At 55.1% G+C, this 13,479-nt stretch carries 11 protein-coding genes; 4 read left to right on the forward strand and 7 right to left on the reverse strand.

Going from position 1 to position 13,479, the window contains the following annotated elements; genetic code table 11:
• The 6 genes from ABYA88_RS12955 to rpmH all read right to left on the reverse strand — a co-directional run.
• A partial coding sequence (locus ABYA88_RS12955) for an FAD-dependent oxidoreductase (RefSeq protein ID WP_373187776.1) occupies positions 1–318 on the reverse strand: 318 nt, incomplete at its 3' end.
• 488 nt (positions 319–806) lie between these two features.
• Positions 807–2,177, reverse strand: a complete 1,371-nt coding sequence (mnmE, locus tag ABYA88_RS12960) for a tRNA uridine-5-carboxymethylaminomethyl(34) synthesis GTPase MnmE (RefSeq protein ID WP_373187777.1) — start codon at positions 2,175–2,177, stop codon at positions 807–809.
• An 81-nt stretch (positions 2,178–2,258) separates the two neighbouring features.
• Positions 2,259–3,959, reverse strand: coding sequence for a membrane protein insertase YidC (gene yidC / locus ABYA88_RS12965; RefSeq protein ID WP_373187778.1), 1,701 nt, complete (start codon positions 3,957–3,959; stop codon positions 2,259–2,261).
• Positions 3,956–4,204 carry a membrane protein insertion efficiency factor YidD gene (gene yidD / locus ABYA88_RS12970; RefSeq protein WP_373187780.1) on the reverse strand — a complete coding sequence of 83 codons (249 nt, stop codon included), beginning with the start codon at positions 4,202–4,204 and terminating at the stop codon, positions 3,956–3,958. Before yidD ends, yidC begins: the two co-directional genes overlap by 4 nt.
• Positions 4,197–4,595, reverse strand: a complete 399-nt coding sequence (rnpA, locus tag ABYA88_RS12975) for a ribonuclease P protein component (RefSeq protein ID WP_373187781.1) — start codon at positions 4,593–4,595, stop codon at positions 4,197–4,199. Before rnpA ends, yidD begins: the two co-directional genes overlap by 8 nt.
• A 14-nt stretch (positions 4,596–4,609) precedes the next feature.
• Positions 4,610–4,744 (reverse strand): 50S ribosomal protein L34, encoded by a 135-nt coding sequence (gene rpmH / locus ABYA88_RS12980; RefSeq protein ID WP_150276439.1) that lies wholly within the window; start codon positions 4,742–4,744, stop codon positions 4,610–4,612.
• Positions 4,745–5,341: 597 nt separating this feature from the next.
• Here rpmH and dnaA point away from each other — a divergent pair.
• From dnaA to gyrB, 4 genes are read left to right on the forward strand one after another with little or no spacing between them, the layout of a single operon-like run.
• A complete protein-coding gene (gene dnaA, locus ABYA88_RS12985) occupies positions 5,342–6,829 on the forward strand; it encodes a chromosomal replication initiator protein DnaA (protein ID WP_373187782.1) in 1,488 nt (495 codons plus the stop codon).
• A gap of 50 nt (positions 6,830–6,879) precedes the next feature.
• On the forward strand, positions 6,880–7,983 hold the full coding sequence (dnaN, locus tag ABYA88_RS12990; protein ID WP_373187784.1) for a DNA polymerase III subunit beta: 1,104 nt from the start codon (positions 6,880–6,882) through the stop codon (positions 7,981–7,983).
• A gap of 15 nt (positions 7,984–7,998) precedes the next feature.
• Positions 7,999–9,105: a DNA replication/repair protein RecF gene (gene recF, locus ABYA88_RS12995; protein WP_373187785.1), complete on the forward strand. Its 1,107-nt coding sequence runs from the start codon at positions 7,999–8,001 to the stop codon at positions 9,103–9,105.
• A gap of 7 nt (positions 9,106–9,112) precedes the next feature.
• Complete coding sequence (gyrB, locus tag ABYA88_RS13000) at positions 9,113–11,527, forward strand: DNA topoisomerase (ATP-hydrolyzing) subunit B (RefSeq protein ID WP_373187787.1); 2,415 nt, start codon at positions 9,113–9,115, stop codon at positions 11,525–11,527.
• Positions 11,528–12,249: 722 nt separating this feature from the next.
• Here the strand turns inward: gyrB and ABYA88_RS13005 are convergent.
• A protein-coding gene (locus ABYA88_RS13005; RefSeq protein WP_373187788.1) for an IS3 family transposase occupies positions 12,250–13,412 on the reverse strand; the annotation gives its coding sequence in 2 pieces (ribosomal slippage) (positions 12,250–13,157 and positions 13,157–13,412; 1,164 coding nt in all).
• Positions 13,413–13,479 lie beyond the last annotated feature (67 nt).

A 13,479-nucleotide genomic window follows, 5' to 3' on the forward strand; every position in this document is an offset into this window, starting at 1 on the left:
CGCCTTGTACAGAATCCGGTCGGCCTGAGCCCGTGTGGCTCTTACGGCAGGGCCCTTGCGGCTGTTCAGCACCCGAAACTGGATGCCGGCAAGATCGGTTGCCCGGGCCATGGCCCCGCCGAGCGCGTCGATTTCCTTGACCAGATGGCTCTTGCCTATGCCGCCAATGGCGGGGTTGCAGCTCATCTGACCCAGCGTCTCGACGTTGTGAGTGACTAGCAGTGTTTTCACGCCCATCCGGGCCGCTGCCAGCGCAGCCTCCGTACCGGCATGGCCACCACCTACCACGATCACGTCAAAACGACTTGGAAATTCCACAGCTGACCTCGTTCCGGGCAATTGCCGGCGTCGGGAAAAGGGCGGTGATTATAGGCCCTGGGACAGAAAAATGCAGCCTTGAACTGGCTATTTTTTGAGCAGCGGCGATTCAGGCCTAGCTTGCCCGCTTATCAATAGAATAAAGAAAGAAAAGATTTTAAAAGCTTTATGTTACTAATGCTAATGGTGGCAGCAATATCTGTGGATAAGTGCTTTCACTACCCGGATAGCAAGGGTTTCAGAGGTGCGCGAATCTGTGACTATCCTGCTTTTGGATGGGTTGGAATAACGTGGTAATCCTGTGGACAAGTGGGCAGGTTATACACAGGGTGTTTTGCAATAGCTTTATACACAGGGTTGGGACCCTGTCTCAAGGTCACTTGTGCACAGGGCTTAGTTGCAGAAATTAATATGGATTGGGCCGCTGAGGAACAGTCTCCAGGTGACGAAAGCGGAAAATGGCTGGGGTGAAAAGCGGGTTCGCGCCGTTATTTGCCGATACAGAAGCTGGAGAATATGCGGCCCAGCAGATCGTCTGCGCTGAATTCGCCGGTAATGCTGCCCAGGGCCTGTTGCGCCATCCGCAGGTCTTCAGCGAGCAACTCGCCAGCACCCATGAGGGTAAGCTGCGCATGACCGTGGTCGAGCAGTTCACTGGCCTGCTCCAAGGCCTCCAGATGACGCCGGCGAGCGCTGAACAGACTCTCGCTGGTCTGGCTGTAGCCCATGCAGCTTTTCAGGTGTTCGCGCAGCATATCCACACCTGCGCCGCTGCGGGCACTAAGTCGCAGTGTGACGCTACCGTCAGCTGCCTGCTCCTGCCCTACCGACTCATCGGTCAGGTCAATCTTGTTCAGCACCAGCGTGACCTTCGAGGGGTCCGGTGGCGTGGTCAGAAATTCCGGCCATAGCTGGTCGGGGTTCCGCGCTTCGGGTTGGGAGGCGTCGACCATCAGCAGTATCCGGTCGGCATCGGCTATCGCCAGCATTGCCCGCTCGACACCGATGCGCTCAACCTGATCCTGTGTATCGCGCAGACCTGCGGTATCGATGATGTGCACCGGCATACCGTCTATGTGGATATGCTCACGCAGTACGTCCCGGGTTGTCCCGGCAATATCCGTGACAATTGCGCTTTCCTTGCCTGCCAGCGCGTTGAGCAGGCTTGATTTACCGGCGTTGGGTCGGCCGGCGATAACCACATTCATGCCGTCGCGCAACAGCGCCCCCTGGCCCGCTTCGCGTTGTACGTTACGCAGCTTTTCGCGGATGTCCTGCAGTTGGCCGAGCACGTGACCGTCGGCTAGAAAGTCGATCTCCTCCTCCGGGAAGTCGATCGCTGCTTCAACATAAATGCGCAGACCGATCAGGGCCTCGGTCAGTTCGTGTACGCGGGCGGAGAATACCCCCTGCAAGGAATGTAGCGCGTTGCGAGCCGCCTGCTCCGAGCTGGCCTCGATCAGATCGGCAATTGCCTCGGCCTGGGCCAGATCCAGCTTGTCATTGAGAAATGCCCTCTCACTGAATTCGCCGGGCCGGGCCGGTCTTGCGCCCGCATCAAAACAGGCCTTGAGCAGCAGATCCAGCACCACTGGGCCGCCATGCCCCTGGAGCTCGAGCACATCTTCGCCAGTGAACGAATGGGGGCCCGGAAAGAACAGCGTCAGCCCCTGATCGAGGGCACGGTCGTTGTGCCAAAAGGTGCCGTAATGCGCATGCCTGGGTTTTGGCTGCAGATGACTGATTTGCTGGCATATCTGCAAGGCGCCGGGACCGGATATGCGCACTATGCCGACGCCGCCCTGACCGGGGGGCGTGGCAATCGCGGCGATGGTATCGGTGTGGTAGCTGGGGCTCATCTGCGCGCTCCGGTTGTGCTGGCTGGGGGACGGACAGCAAAACGCCCCGTAATCGGGGCGTTTGCGTGGACCCGTTTCAGGTCAGTTCTTGGCCGCAGCACCCTTCTCGATCTGCCGGGTAATGTACCACTGCTGGGCAATAGACAGCATGTTGTTGACCACCCAGTACAGCACCAGACCAGCAGGGAACCAGAGGAAGAAGAAGGTAAAGACGATCGGGAGCATCTTCATCACTTTCGCCTGCATCGGATCGGGCGGGGTCGGGTTCAGCTGCTGCTGGATGAACATTGTCGCGCCCATCAGGATTGGCAGAATGAAGTACGGATCCTTCAGCGACAGATCGGTAATCCAGCCGAGCCATGGTGCCTGGCGCATCTGCACACTTTCCATCAGGGTCCAGTACAGGGCAATGAACACCGGCATCTGTACCAGGATCGGCAGGCAGCCACCCAGCGGATTGATCTTCTCTTTCTTGTACAGCTCCATCATGCCCTGGGACATTTTCTGCCGGTCATCACCGTGCTGTTCCTTCAACGCTGCCAGCTTGGGTGCAACCCGGCGCATGTTGGCCATCGAGCGATAGCTGGTTGCGGACAGCGGGAAGAAGATCAGTTTGATCAACAGAGTGAGCAGGATGATGCTCCAACCCCAGTTACCCACGAAACCGTGGATGAAGCTCAATACCCAGAATAATGGTTGGGCGATCCACCAGAGGAAACCATAATCGACCGTGAGTTCCAGCCCGGGGGAGATGTCTTCCAGGCGGTCCTGGATTTTCGGACCAGCGTAGAAGTCGGCAGAGATTGTTGCCTGTTCGCCAGCAGGTACGATAGTTGCCGGACTGGTAAAGCCGACTATGTAGTTCCCGGCACTGTCCTTGCGGGTCTGATAGACATGCTGCTGATCCGCTGGCGGCACCCAGGCGCTGACAAAATAATGCTGTAGCCAGGCAATCCAGCCGCCTTCCACAGTTTCGCGCAAGGACGCCTTGTCCATATCGGAGAAGTCGACCTTGGTGTAGGAATCGTCAGAGGCCCAGTACGCTGCACCCAGGTATGTCGCCATGCCGGTTGCGCTGGAACTTGATGGGTCCGGACTGTCATCACGCTTGATCTGGCCGTACAGATTACCGGTCCAGTTTTCGCCGCTTTGGTTGTCAATCAGATAGTCGACTTCGATCAGGTATTTGCCGCGGCTGAAAGTAAAGCGTTTGATGTAATCGACACCGTTTTCGGTGAATCGCAAGTCGACGACAATCTGGTCGTCATCGCCCAGCGTATAGTTCTGCTGCGCCCAGGTATAAAGCGGGCGGCCGGCTGGCCGTGCATCAATGCCATCCTTGCCGGTCAAACCGCTTTGTGACACATAGGTCATGCTGTTCGAGCGTTCCAGAATCGGGAACGGCAGGTCCGGGCGGTCTTTGCGGACCGGATATTCCGGCAATGACAGGTCAACCAGATCACCGCCGCGTGGATCAATGCTGACCAGCAGGGTGTCGGTAGCAACCTTTATCAGATTTCCGTTCACCTTGGCAGCCGAGGGTGCGTCGACGATTTCGGCAATACCTGACTCTACTGCAACCGGCACGTCATCAGCCGGGCCTGCTTGCGTTTGTGGTGTGGTAGCTGATGGGACGTCGGATATCTGATCCGCGTTGCCAGTGCTTTCCGTTGCCACAACGTCGGGCAGTTCCGCCTGACCGTAGTCGGAGTTCCACTGCAGGATCATGAGATAAGAGATCACGAGCAAAGCAGCTATGAGGATATTTCGTTGCATGTTCATGGCTTGTTCATCTGAGGAGAATGATTGGCAGTGGCAGGCGGTACGGGATCGTAACCCCCTGAGCCCCAGGGATTACAACGTCCGAGTCGTTTCGCGCTCAACAGGCCGCCGCGAAGCAGGCCATGTTGCTCAATGGCCTCCTGGGCGTAGCAGGAGCAGGACGGATAGAAACGACAATGACTGGCCATCAGCGGGCTGATAGCGTAGCGGTAAACCTTGATCAGTCCGAGTGCGAGATTACGCATTGGATGATGGGGGTCCGGAATGGCGTGAACGGGGTGGCTTGTCAGCAGACTTTGCCAGCTTGCGCCACATGCCTTTGTACAGTTCGTGCAGCGCAGCATTGTCAAGCTCGCCCAGGCCCTTGCGGGCCAGGACGACGATGTCCAGGCTGCCGAGCTCGCTCTTGTTTAATCTGAACGATTCCCGGGCTATGCGTTTGACCCTGTTGCGATCAACCGCTCGCCGAACACTTTTCTTGGCAATGACCAGACCCAGGCGCGGGTGGCCCAGATCGTTAGACCTGGCCAACAACAGCACATAGGGGCCGGAAGCCTTGCGGGTGGCACCATCGAATACGGTCTTGAATTGATCAGACGATAGCAGTCTGAATTCAGTGCCGAACCCGTGATCCACCGGTACAACCGGTCTTAAGCTGACAGGCGCTTACGACCTTTGGCGCGACGGCGTGCAAGTACGTTGCGACCGTTGGAAGTAGCCATGCGAGCGCGGAAACCGTGGTTACGCTTGCGCTTCAAAACGCTGGGTTGAAATGTTCTTTTCATCTTCGGATACCTGGTTGATTCGCGTCAGAGCAGTGAGCCCCTTCAAGGGACCGGCAATTCTAGAGAATAACGCAGTGCAGGTCAATTCGATTTAGCGCCGTATCTTATTAAAAACAATATAGAAAAGATCTTTTTTAAAAGACTGTTGATGTTAATGCTAATGGTAAAGCCATTTTCTGTGGGTAACCCCGTAAACCCTCTTTTATTCAGTTACTTGCGAAGGTGAAAAGGGTGTGGGTAGACGGTGACGGAAAGGGTCCTGTTCGTGTGGGTGTCCTGTGGATAAAGAGGCACTCTATCCACAGGGTGTTTCGTCCACAGGACTGTGTCCTGTTTGTGCACAGTGCTAGGCCCCGCTTGTCCACACGGTTCAGCCAACCTTTTGGCGTGTAGTGCTGGACGATTTGCAGGTTTGGTCGGGGATTTCCAGTGGTTTCAACTTGCCGGCAGAGCATCTTTGCGCGCCTGCAAGAGTGTGGATAAGTAGGCCGTTAAAGCGCTAGAATGACGGCTGTATTTAATCGGTCCGGCATCATCTTTTTGCGCCCGGCCAATCAAAAAATAATGTCGTTCTTGACGGAAGGACCGGGAGAATTTGTGTCGGTTGTACTCTGGCAGCAATGCATTGATTTTTTGCGTGATGAGCTCCCATCCCAAGAGTTTAATACCTGGATCCGACCGTTGCAGGTTGACGGTGATCAGGCTGAGCTGCGGCTCTATGCGCCCAATCGCTTTGTGCTTGACTGGGTTAATGACAAGTACCTGAACCGCGTTCAGGAACTCCTTGATGACCTCTCGCAGGGTCAGGCACCGATGGTTTCCCTGCTCATTGGCAGTCGCCGTGCAGCGTCTGTCTCGGTAACGCCGCGTTCGCTGCCACCGCAGTCTGTAGCCGCTTCAGAGGACACCCTGAAGTCTGCCAGCACACCGGTGATGCCGCGGACCCAGGTCGTGGCCCAGGGCTTCCAGCCTGAGCAGGGGCAACGGTCACGCATAGAGGAAGAAGACCCGCGTCCGCCGCAACGCGCGGATCAAGGTGGGCCCAGTTCTCCTGTAATCAAGCACACTAGTTACCTCAATCGTAGCTTCACCTTTGAGAACTTTGTCGAGGGTAAATCCAACCAGCTGGCACGCGCAGCGGCCTGGCAGGTGGCTGATAACCCCAAGCACGGATACAACCCCCTCTTCCTTTATGGAGGGGTTGGTCTGGGCAAGACACACCTTATGCACGCGGTGGGCAACCAGCTGCTGAAAAAGAATCCGGCGGCGAAGATCGTGTATCTGCATTCCGAGCGTTTTGTAGCCGACATGGTCAAGGCGCTGCAGATGAACGCCATCAATGATTTCAAGCGCTATTATCGTTCGGTTGATGCGCTGCTGATTGACGACATCCAGTTCTTCGCCAAGAAAGAGCGTTCCCAGGAAGAGTTCTTCCATACCTTCAATGCGTTGCTTGAAGGTGGGCAACAGGTGATTCTGACCAGCGACCGCTATCCCAAGGAAATCGACGGCCTGGAAGAGCGACTCAAGTCGCGTTTCGGCTGGGGTCTCACCGTTGCGGTAGAGCCACCTGAGCTCGAGACCCGGGTAGCGATCCTGATGAAGAAGGCCGAACAGTCCCGGGTGGATTTGCCCCACGACGCGGCGTTTTTCATAGCCCAGCGGATTCGCTCGAATGTGCGTGAGCTCGAAGGTGCGCTCAAGCGGGTTATTGCCAGCGCGCATTTCATGGGCCGCGATATCACCATTGAACTGATTCGGGAATCACTCAAGGATCTGCTGGCGTTGCAGGACAAGCTGGTCAGTATCGACAACATCCAGCGCACCGTAGCCGAGTATTACAAGATCAAGGTCTCCGATGTTCTGTCAAAACGCCGTTCACGCTCTGTTGCCAGACCGCGTCAGGTGGCAATGGCTCTCTCCAAGGAGCTGACCAACCATAGCCTGCCTGAAATTGGCGACGCTTTCGGTGGCCGTGATCACACTACCGTGCTGCATGCGACACGCAAGATCGCGGAATTGCGTGAGATGGATGCAGATATTCGTGAAGACTACAAGAACCTGCTGAGGACGTTGACCACCTAGGTCATACATCCCGCATCCGTTTCCATACTGGACGAGGTCGAAGGAAGACAATGCAATTTACCATTCAGCGAGAAGCCCTGTTGAAACCCCTGCAACTGGTCGCCGGGGTCGTGGAACGTCGTCAGACCCTGCCGGTACTTTCGAATGTTCTGCTGGTAGTGGATGGAAACACGCTGTCGCTTACCGGTACCGACCTGGAGGTTGAACTGGTTGGACGCATCCAGCTCGAGGAGGCTGCCGAGGCTGGAGAGATAACAGTCCCGGCCCGAAAGCTGATGGATATCTGCAAGTCGCTGCCCGATGACGTCGCCCTGACGCTCAAGGTCGAAGACAACAAGGCGGTGATCAAGGCAGGCCGCAGTCGCTTCACACTGGCGACCCTGCCCGCCTCGGATTTCCCGAATGTAGAAGAGGGTCCCGGCTCCATGACCTTTTCGGTCAGTCAGAACAAGCTGCGTCGACTGATTGAGCGTACCAGTTTCGCGATGGCCCAGCAGGATGTGCGCTACTACCTGAACGGGATGCTGCTGGAGATCAACAAGGGCCAGCTGCGAGCGGTCGCCACTGACGGGCACCGTATGGCGATGTGTACGCTGGACGCCGATATCGATTATCAGGAGCGCTACCAGCTTATTGTGCCGCGTAAGGGCATTCTGGAGCTCGCACGTCTGCTGGGCGAAGCAGATGATCTGGTGAGTATCGTCCTGGGAACGCATCACATTCGCGCGACCACCGGCGACTACACTTTTACCTCCAAACTGGTTGACGGCAAATTTCCGGATTACGAGCGGGTTCTGCCACGTGGTGGCGACAAGATCGTGCTGGCCGACCGGCAGGTATTGCGTAACGCGTTCAGTCGCACCGCCATTCTTTCCAATGAAAAATACCGTGGCATTCGCTTGATGCTCAGCGACTCGCTGCTGAAGATCCAGGCCAACAACCCTGAGCAGGAAGAAGCTGAGGAAGATATTGCGGTTGAGTACAACGGCAGCCCACTGGAAATCGGTTTCAATGTCAGCTATCTGCTGGACGTCATGAACGTATTGAGTAACGAGCAGATCAAGCTGATTCTGTCCGATGCCAATAGCAGCGCGCTGGTGCAGGAATCAGAATCGGATGACAGCGTTTACGTTGTCATGCCCATGCGCCTGTAGGCCACCACTCACTTCATGCCCCTCAAGCGATTGTCAGTCACCGCGGTGCGTAACTTGCACCCGGTGACGATCTACCCTTCCCCGCATATAAATCTGATCTACGGTGATAACGGCAGCGGCAAGACCAGCCTGCTGGAAGCCATTCATATTTTGGGCCTAGCCCGTTCGTTCCGTAGCACCCGCCTGCAACCTGTTATTCAACATCAGCATGATGCCTGCACGGTTTTTGCCGAGCTGTTGCTGAACAACGGCGTGACTACGTCCATGGGTATTACCCGGAGCAAGCAGGCAGATTATCAGATTCGCATCGACGGTCAGGCAGTCCGAAGCACTGCTCAGCTGGCTGAGACCTTACCTTTGCAGTTGATCAATCCTGATAGTTTTAAATTGCTCGAAGGCGCGCCTAAGCAGAGACGACAGTATCTTGATTGGGGTGTGTTCCACGTGGAACATCAGTTTCTGGCCACGTGGCAACGGTTGCAAAAAAGCCTGAAGCAACGGAATTCGCTGCTCCGACGTGGTAGAATTGAGCGTTCTCAATTAGCCCCGTGGGAAGCGGAGCTGGTGGCGTCCAGTGAGCGCATTGACCTTTTCCGGCGCGCTTACATAGCCAAGCTGAAGCCGGTTTTCGAAGATGTCCTCTCACAGCTGGTCAGCCTGGATGATCTGACGCTGAGCTATTTTCGGGGTTGGGACAAAGACCGTGACCTGCAAGCGGTGCTGGATACACAGTTCGAGCGCGACTGCCAGCTGGGTCACACCCAGGCCGGCCCTCAGCGAGCCGACCTGCGTCTGCGCATTAAAGGTATGAATGCGGCAGAGATCCTGTCCAGAGGGCAGCAAAAGCTGGTTGTATGTGCATTGAAAATTGCACAGGGCTATCTTTTAAAGGAGCGAGGACGTCAACAGGATTGCGTATTTCTGGTTGATGACCTGCCTTCCGAGCTAGACGAGTATCACCGTAGTGCCCTTTGCAAGTTACTTGAGGGCTTGAACTGCCAGGTGTTTATTACCGGCGTAGAAGCTGAACAGCTCGCCCAGTCCTGGCAGAAAGAAACATTACTGACCATGTTCCACGTGGAACATGGACACATTGTGCAGACCGAAAGCTGTCTGGAGTGACGAGAATATGACCGAAGAGAGAGCCTACGATTCATCAAGCATCAAGGTCCTGAAGGGCCTGGATGCGGTGCGAAAACGCCCCGGCATGTACATCGGCGACACGGATGACGGTACCGGTCTGCACCATATGGTATTCGAGGTAGTGGATAATTCCATTGATGAGGCGCTTGCCGGGCACTGTACCGACATTACAATCGTCATTCATACCGACGAGTCGATCACCGTGCGTGACAACGGCCGTGGTATCCCGGTCGATATGCACGAAGAAGGCGTATCAGCGGCCGAGGTCATCATGACTGTGCTGCATGCCGGCGGCAAGTTTGACGACAACAGCTATAAGGTCTCCGGCGGTCTGCACGGCGTCGGCGTGTCCGTGGTCAACGCCCTCTCCGAAGAGCTCATTCTGACGGTCCGCCGCGCCAGCAAGGTGTGGGAGCAACTATACGTTCACGGCGTGCCCCAGCAGCCTTTGAAGGCCGTTGGCGACACCGAGACAACCGGCACCCAGATTCATTTCAAGCCGTCTGCAGAGACCTTCACCAGCATCAGCTTCAGCTGGGACATTCTGGCCAAGCGGCTGCGCGAGTTGTCCTTTCTTAACTCCGGCGTCGGTATTCATCTGGAAGACGAGCGTTCAGGCAGGAAAGAACTGTTCAAGTATGAGGGCGGCCTGCGCGCATTTGTGGACTACCTCAACGTCAACAAGACCACGATCAACTCGACATTCCACTTCAATTTACAGCGTGACGATGGCATCGCTGTTGAAGTCGCGATGCAGTGGAATGACAGCTTTAACGAAAGCATCCTGTGTTTCACCAACAACATTCCGCAGCGCGACGGTGGTGCCCACCTGGCAGGTTTTCGCAGCGCTTTGACCCGGACGCTCAACACCTATATCGAGCAGGAAGGGTTGTTGAAGAAATTGAAGGTCAGCACCTCAGGCGACGATGCCCGGGAAGGCCTGACTGCAATCATTTCGGTCAAGGTACCTGATCCCAAGTTCTCCTCGCAGACCAAGGATAAATTGGTTTCTTCCGAGGTAAAGACCGCCGTAGAACAGGAAATGAACAAGGCATTTTCCGATTATCTGCTGGAAAGGCCGAACGAAGCCAAAGCGGTGGTTGGCAAGATGATCGACGCTGCGCGTGCCCGGGAAGCGGCGCGTAAGGCCCGCGAGATGACTCGACGCAAGGGTGCCCTGGATATCGCCGGCCTGCCAGGCAAACTGGCTGACTGCCAGGAGAAGGATCCGGCGCTTTCAGAACTCTACATAGTGGAGGGTGATTCTGCGGGCGGTTCGGCCAAACAGGGCCGCAACCGCAAGACCCAGGCGATTCTGCCGCTCAAGGGCAAGATCCTCAACGTGGAGAAAGCGCGTTTCGACAAGATGCTTTCTTCTGCCGAAGTCGGCACGCTGATCACCGCACTGGGGTGTGGTATCGGCCGTGAAGAATTCAACGTCGACAAGCTGCGCTACCACAACATCATCATCATGACCGACGCAGACGTCGACGGCTCGCACATCCGTACCTTGCTGCTGACCTTCTTCTTCCGTCAGATGCCTCTGTTGATCGAGCGTGGTTACATCTATATTGCCCAGCCCCCGCTGTACAAGATCAAGAAGGGCAAGCAGGAGCAATACCTGAAGGATGATGACGCACTGCAAGAGTATCTGACCCAGTCAGCGCTGGAGGATTCCTACCTGTTCGTCAACGAGGATGCCCCCGGTATTACCGGAGAAGGACTTGAGCGCATCGTGCAGGAATTCCGGTCAGTAATGAAAACCCTGAAGCGTCTGGGCCGCTTGTATCCGCTGGAGTTGATGGAGCATTTCATCTACCTGCCTCGGCTTACCCTGGAGAACCTCGCGGACAAGACCTTTATGGACAACTGGATGACCCAGTTCGAAGCGATGGTAAAAACCGGAGAGAAATCGGGCCAGCAGTTCAATGTAGGTCTTCGCGAGGATCGAGAGCGCAAGCTGTGGTTGCCGGAGGTCGAAACTATCTCCCATGGCCTCTCCAGTTATGTGACCTTCAACCGCGACCTGTTTGCCAGTAATGATTACCGCAGCATGGCGGAACTGGGCGAGAAACTGCAGAGCCTTCTGGAAGAAGGCGCGTATATGCAGCGCGGCGAAAAGAAGAAGCCGATCACGCACTTCAAGGAAGGTCTGGAGTGGATGATGAACGAGACAGCCCGCCGTCACACTATTCAGCGCTACAAGGGGCTGGGTGAGATGAACCCCGATCAGTTGTGGGAAACCACAATGGATCCGGATAGCCGCCGCATGTTGCGGGTCAACATTGAGGACGCTATAGCGGCGGATCAGATTTTCAACACGCTGATGGGTGATCACGTGGAGCCGCGCCGCGACTTTATCGAGACCAACGCACTGGCAGTATCCAACCTGGACGTCTGATCGCCTGTCGACGGGCAGGTTAATTGTCACGATTGGGCAGAATAATTGTCATAAAAAATAGCAAAAACCCGGCCAAGTGCCGGGTTTTTGCTATTAAAATCAGAGGCTTATGCTTTTATACGCTAGGCCATAAGTTTCCGGAATTGAATACAGAAGGTGCTTGGCACTTGCTTTGTTACGGATGCAGAAACCTACCCGTCTGATAGATCAGCTCGAACGTGCGTATTGAGGTAGCGTCGGGTATTGAGGACGCCCTGGGCTATCTCTGCTCTAGGTACAGATCTAAGGTGCAACGCCTTGGCCAAGTTGATATTTAATGCCATTAGCATTTACCAACTTAACAATGGCGGATCCCTGACGATTTGCGGCCACCGACTAAAAGTAGGTCCAATAGTTCTGTGGCAGCCATTACGATAATATTCGCCGCTGATCTGTGAGAAACGAAGAGATGTTCAGTACAACTAGGGGAAAAGTCAGTAGGACCTAAATCCAAGATTTTCAACGAATTGAGAGCGCTGGCAATATTATTGATCTATGGTTTATGTCTGTCTGGACAGTTTTGGGGGGTTGGGTTGAATTTTTCCAGGGATTTTCTAAGGTTCCAACTTACAAAAAAACCACTTCCCTGGTGAAGTGTTTAAATGTGCCTCTGCGTCTTGCAAAGGAATCAGACCCCATTAAGCATGGTCGATCAATTTGGTAGCGGTAGAGCTGTGTAGTGGTCAACTGATTCCGGACAGTGGATAAAGCTTTTCCTCTGCCTTGGCAGGAGCCAGGCCATCATTGAATTGATGTGGTCTCAGCCAGTTGTAGCGTGTCATTAGGTAATAACTGATGTCTCGCTGTGCTTCGTTGAACGTGGTGTATCCGGTGCTTGGGATCCATTCTGACTTCAAGCTGCGGAACAGCCTTTCCATGGGCGCGTTGTCCCAGCAATTGCCTCGTCGGCTCATGCTTTGCCTCATACGATAGCGCCATACCCGTTGCCTGAATTTGCGGCTGACATACTGGCTTCCCTGGTCCGAGTGGAACATCACGTTCTGAGGCCGGCTTCGCTGTTCATAAGCCATATCCAGCGCTCTTATGACCAGTTCTGCATTTGGGTGACTTGATAGCGCCCAGCCCACTACACGACGGCTAAACAGATCCAAGACGACGGCAAGATAACACCACCGTCCTTGGGCCCAGATATAGGTAATGTCTCCACACCAGGCTTGGTTAGGTGTCTGCACCGCAAACTCCCTGTTCAGATGATTCGGGATATCCAGTCGCTCGACGGTGGCCGACTTGTACGCATGACGCCCTGGCTGCTTGGATACCAGCCCGAGATCACGCATGAGGCTTCGAACCTTGAACCGGCCGACTTGATACCCTTCTTCGCGCATCAAGCCCATGATTGTTCTGCTGCCCGCTGAGCTCCTACTCTCGTTAAACAGTTGATTTACCTTGCTCCGCAGCATCACCTTCTCGGCGTCAATATGTCTCCGGCGACGCCGGGAATCGTAGTAGCTGGATCGGGAGATGCCGAACGCTTCACAGACCAATTCAACAGGCTCATGCTCACTTAACCGGTCTATCAGCGCGAACGATCGAGCTCGTCCGCCATCAAGAGAGCAGTAGCCTTTTTTAATATCGCTTTCTCCCGTTCGAGCCGGTTGATTCGGGCTTCGAGCTCCTGAATCTTCTGCTGCTCTGGAGTTAAAGCTTTTCCCTTGGGAGTACCGCCGTCACGCTCGATTCGTAATTGGTCGATCCAGCGTCGTAAGGCCGTTTCTCCAATCCCCAGGGACTTGCTTGCCTCTATGACCGAGTATCCCTGGTCTAGAACCAGCAACGCTGCATCATGTTTGAACTCGGTTGAAAATGTACGACGTTGTCTTGTCATGGAGCACCTCAGCTATGGCGGTAAATTTACCACCCATTTCGGTGTCCGGGATTAGTAGACCACTACA

Origin of the sequence: Halopseudomonas sp., assembly GCF_041579695.1 — a bacterium.
In the GTDB taxonomy this organism is placed as follows: Bacteria; Pseudomonadota; Gammaproteobacteria; order Pseudomonadales; family Pseudomonadaceae; genus Halopseudomonas.

Coding starts and splice junctions, on each gene's coding strand:
- rpmH (WP_150276439.1), bottom strand. CDS start 4,744: ATGAAAAGAACATTTCAACCCAGCGTTTTGAAGCGCAAGCGTAACCAC.
- gyrB (WP_373187787.1), top strand. CDS start 9,113: ATGACCGAAGAGAGAGCCTACGATTCATCAAGCATCAAGGTCCTGAAG.
- yidD (WP_373187780.1), bottom strand. CDS start 4,204: ATGCGTAATCTCGCACTCGGACTGATCAAGGTTTACCGCTACGCTATC.
- recF (WP_373187785.1), top strand. CDS start 7,999: ATGCCCCTCAAGCGATTGTCAGTCACCGCGGTGCGTAACTTGCACCCG.
- dnaN (WP_373187784.1), top strand. CDS start 6,880: ATGCAATTTACCATTCAGCGAGAAGCCCTGTTGAAACCCCTGCAACTG.
- yidC (WP_373187778.1), bottom strand. CDS start 3,959: ATGAACATGCAACGAAATATCCTCATAGCTGCTTTGCTCGTGATCTCT.
- mnmE (WP_373187777.1), bottom strand. CDS start 2,177: ATGAGCCCCAGCTACCACACCGATACCATCGCCGCGATTGCCACGCCC.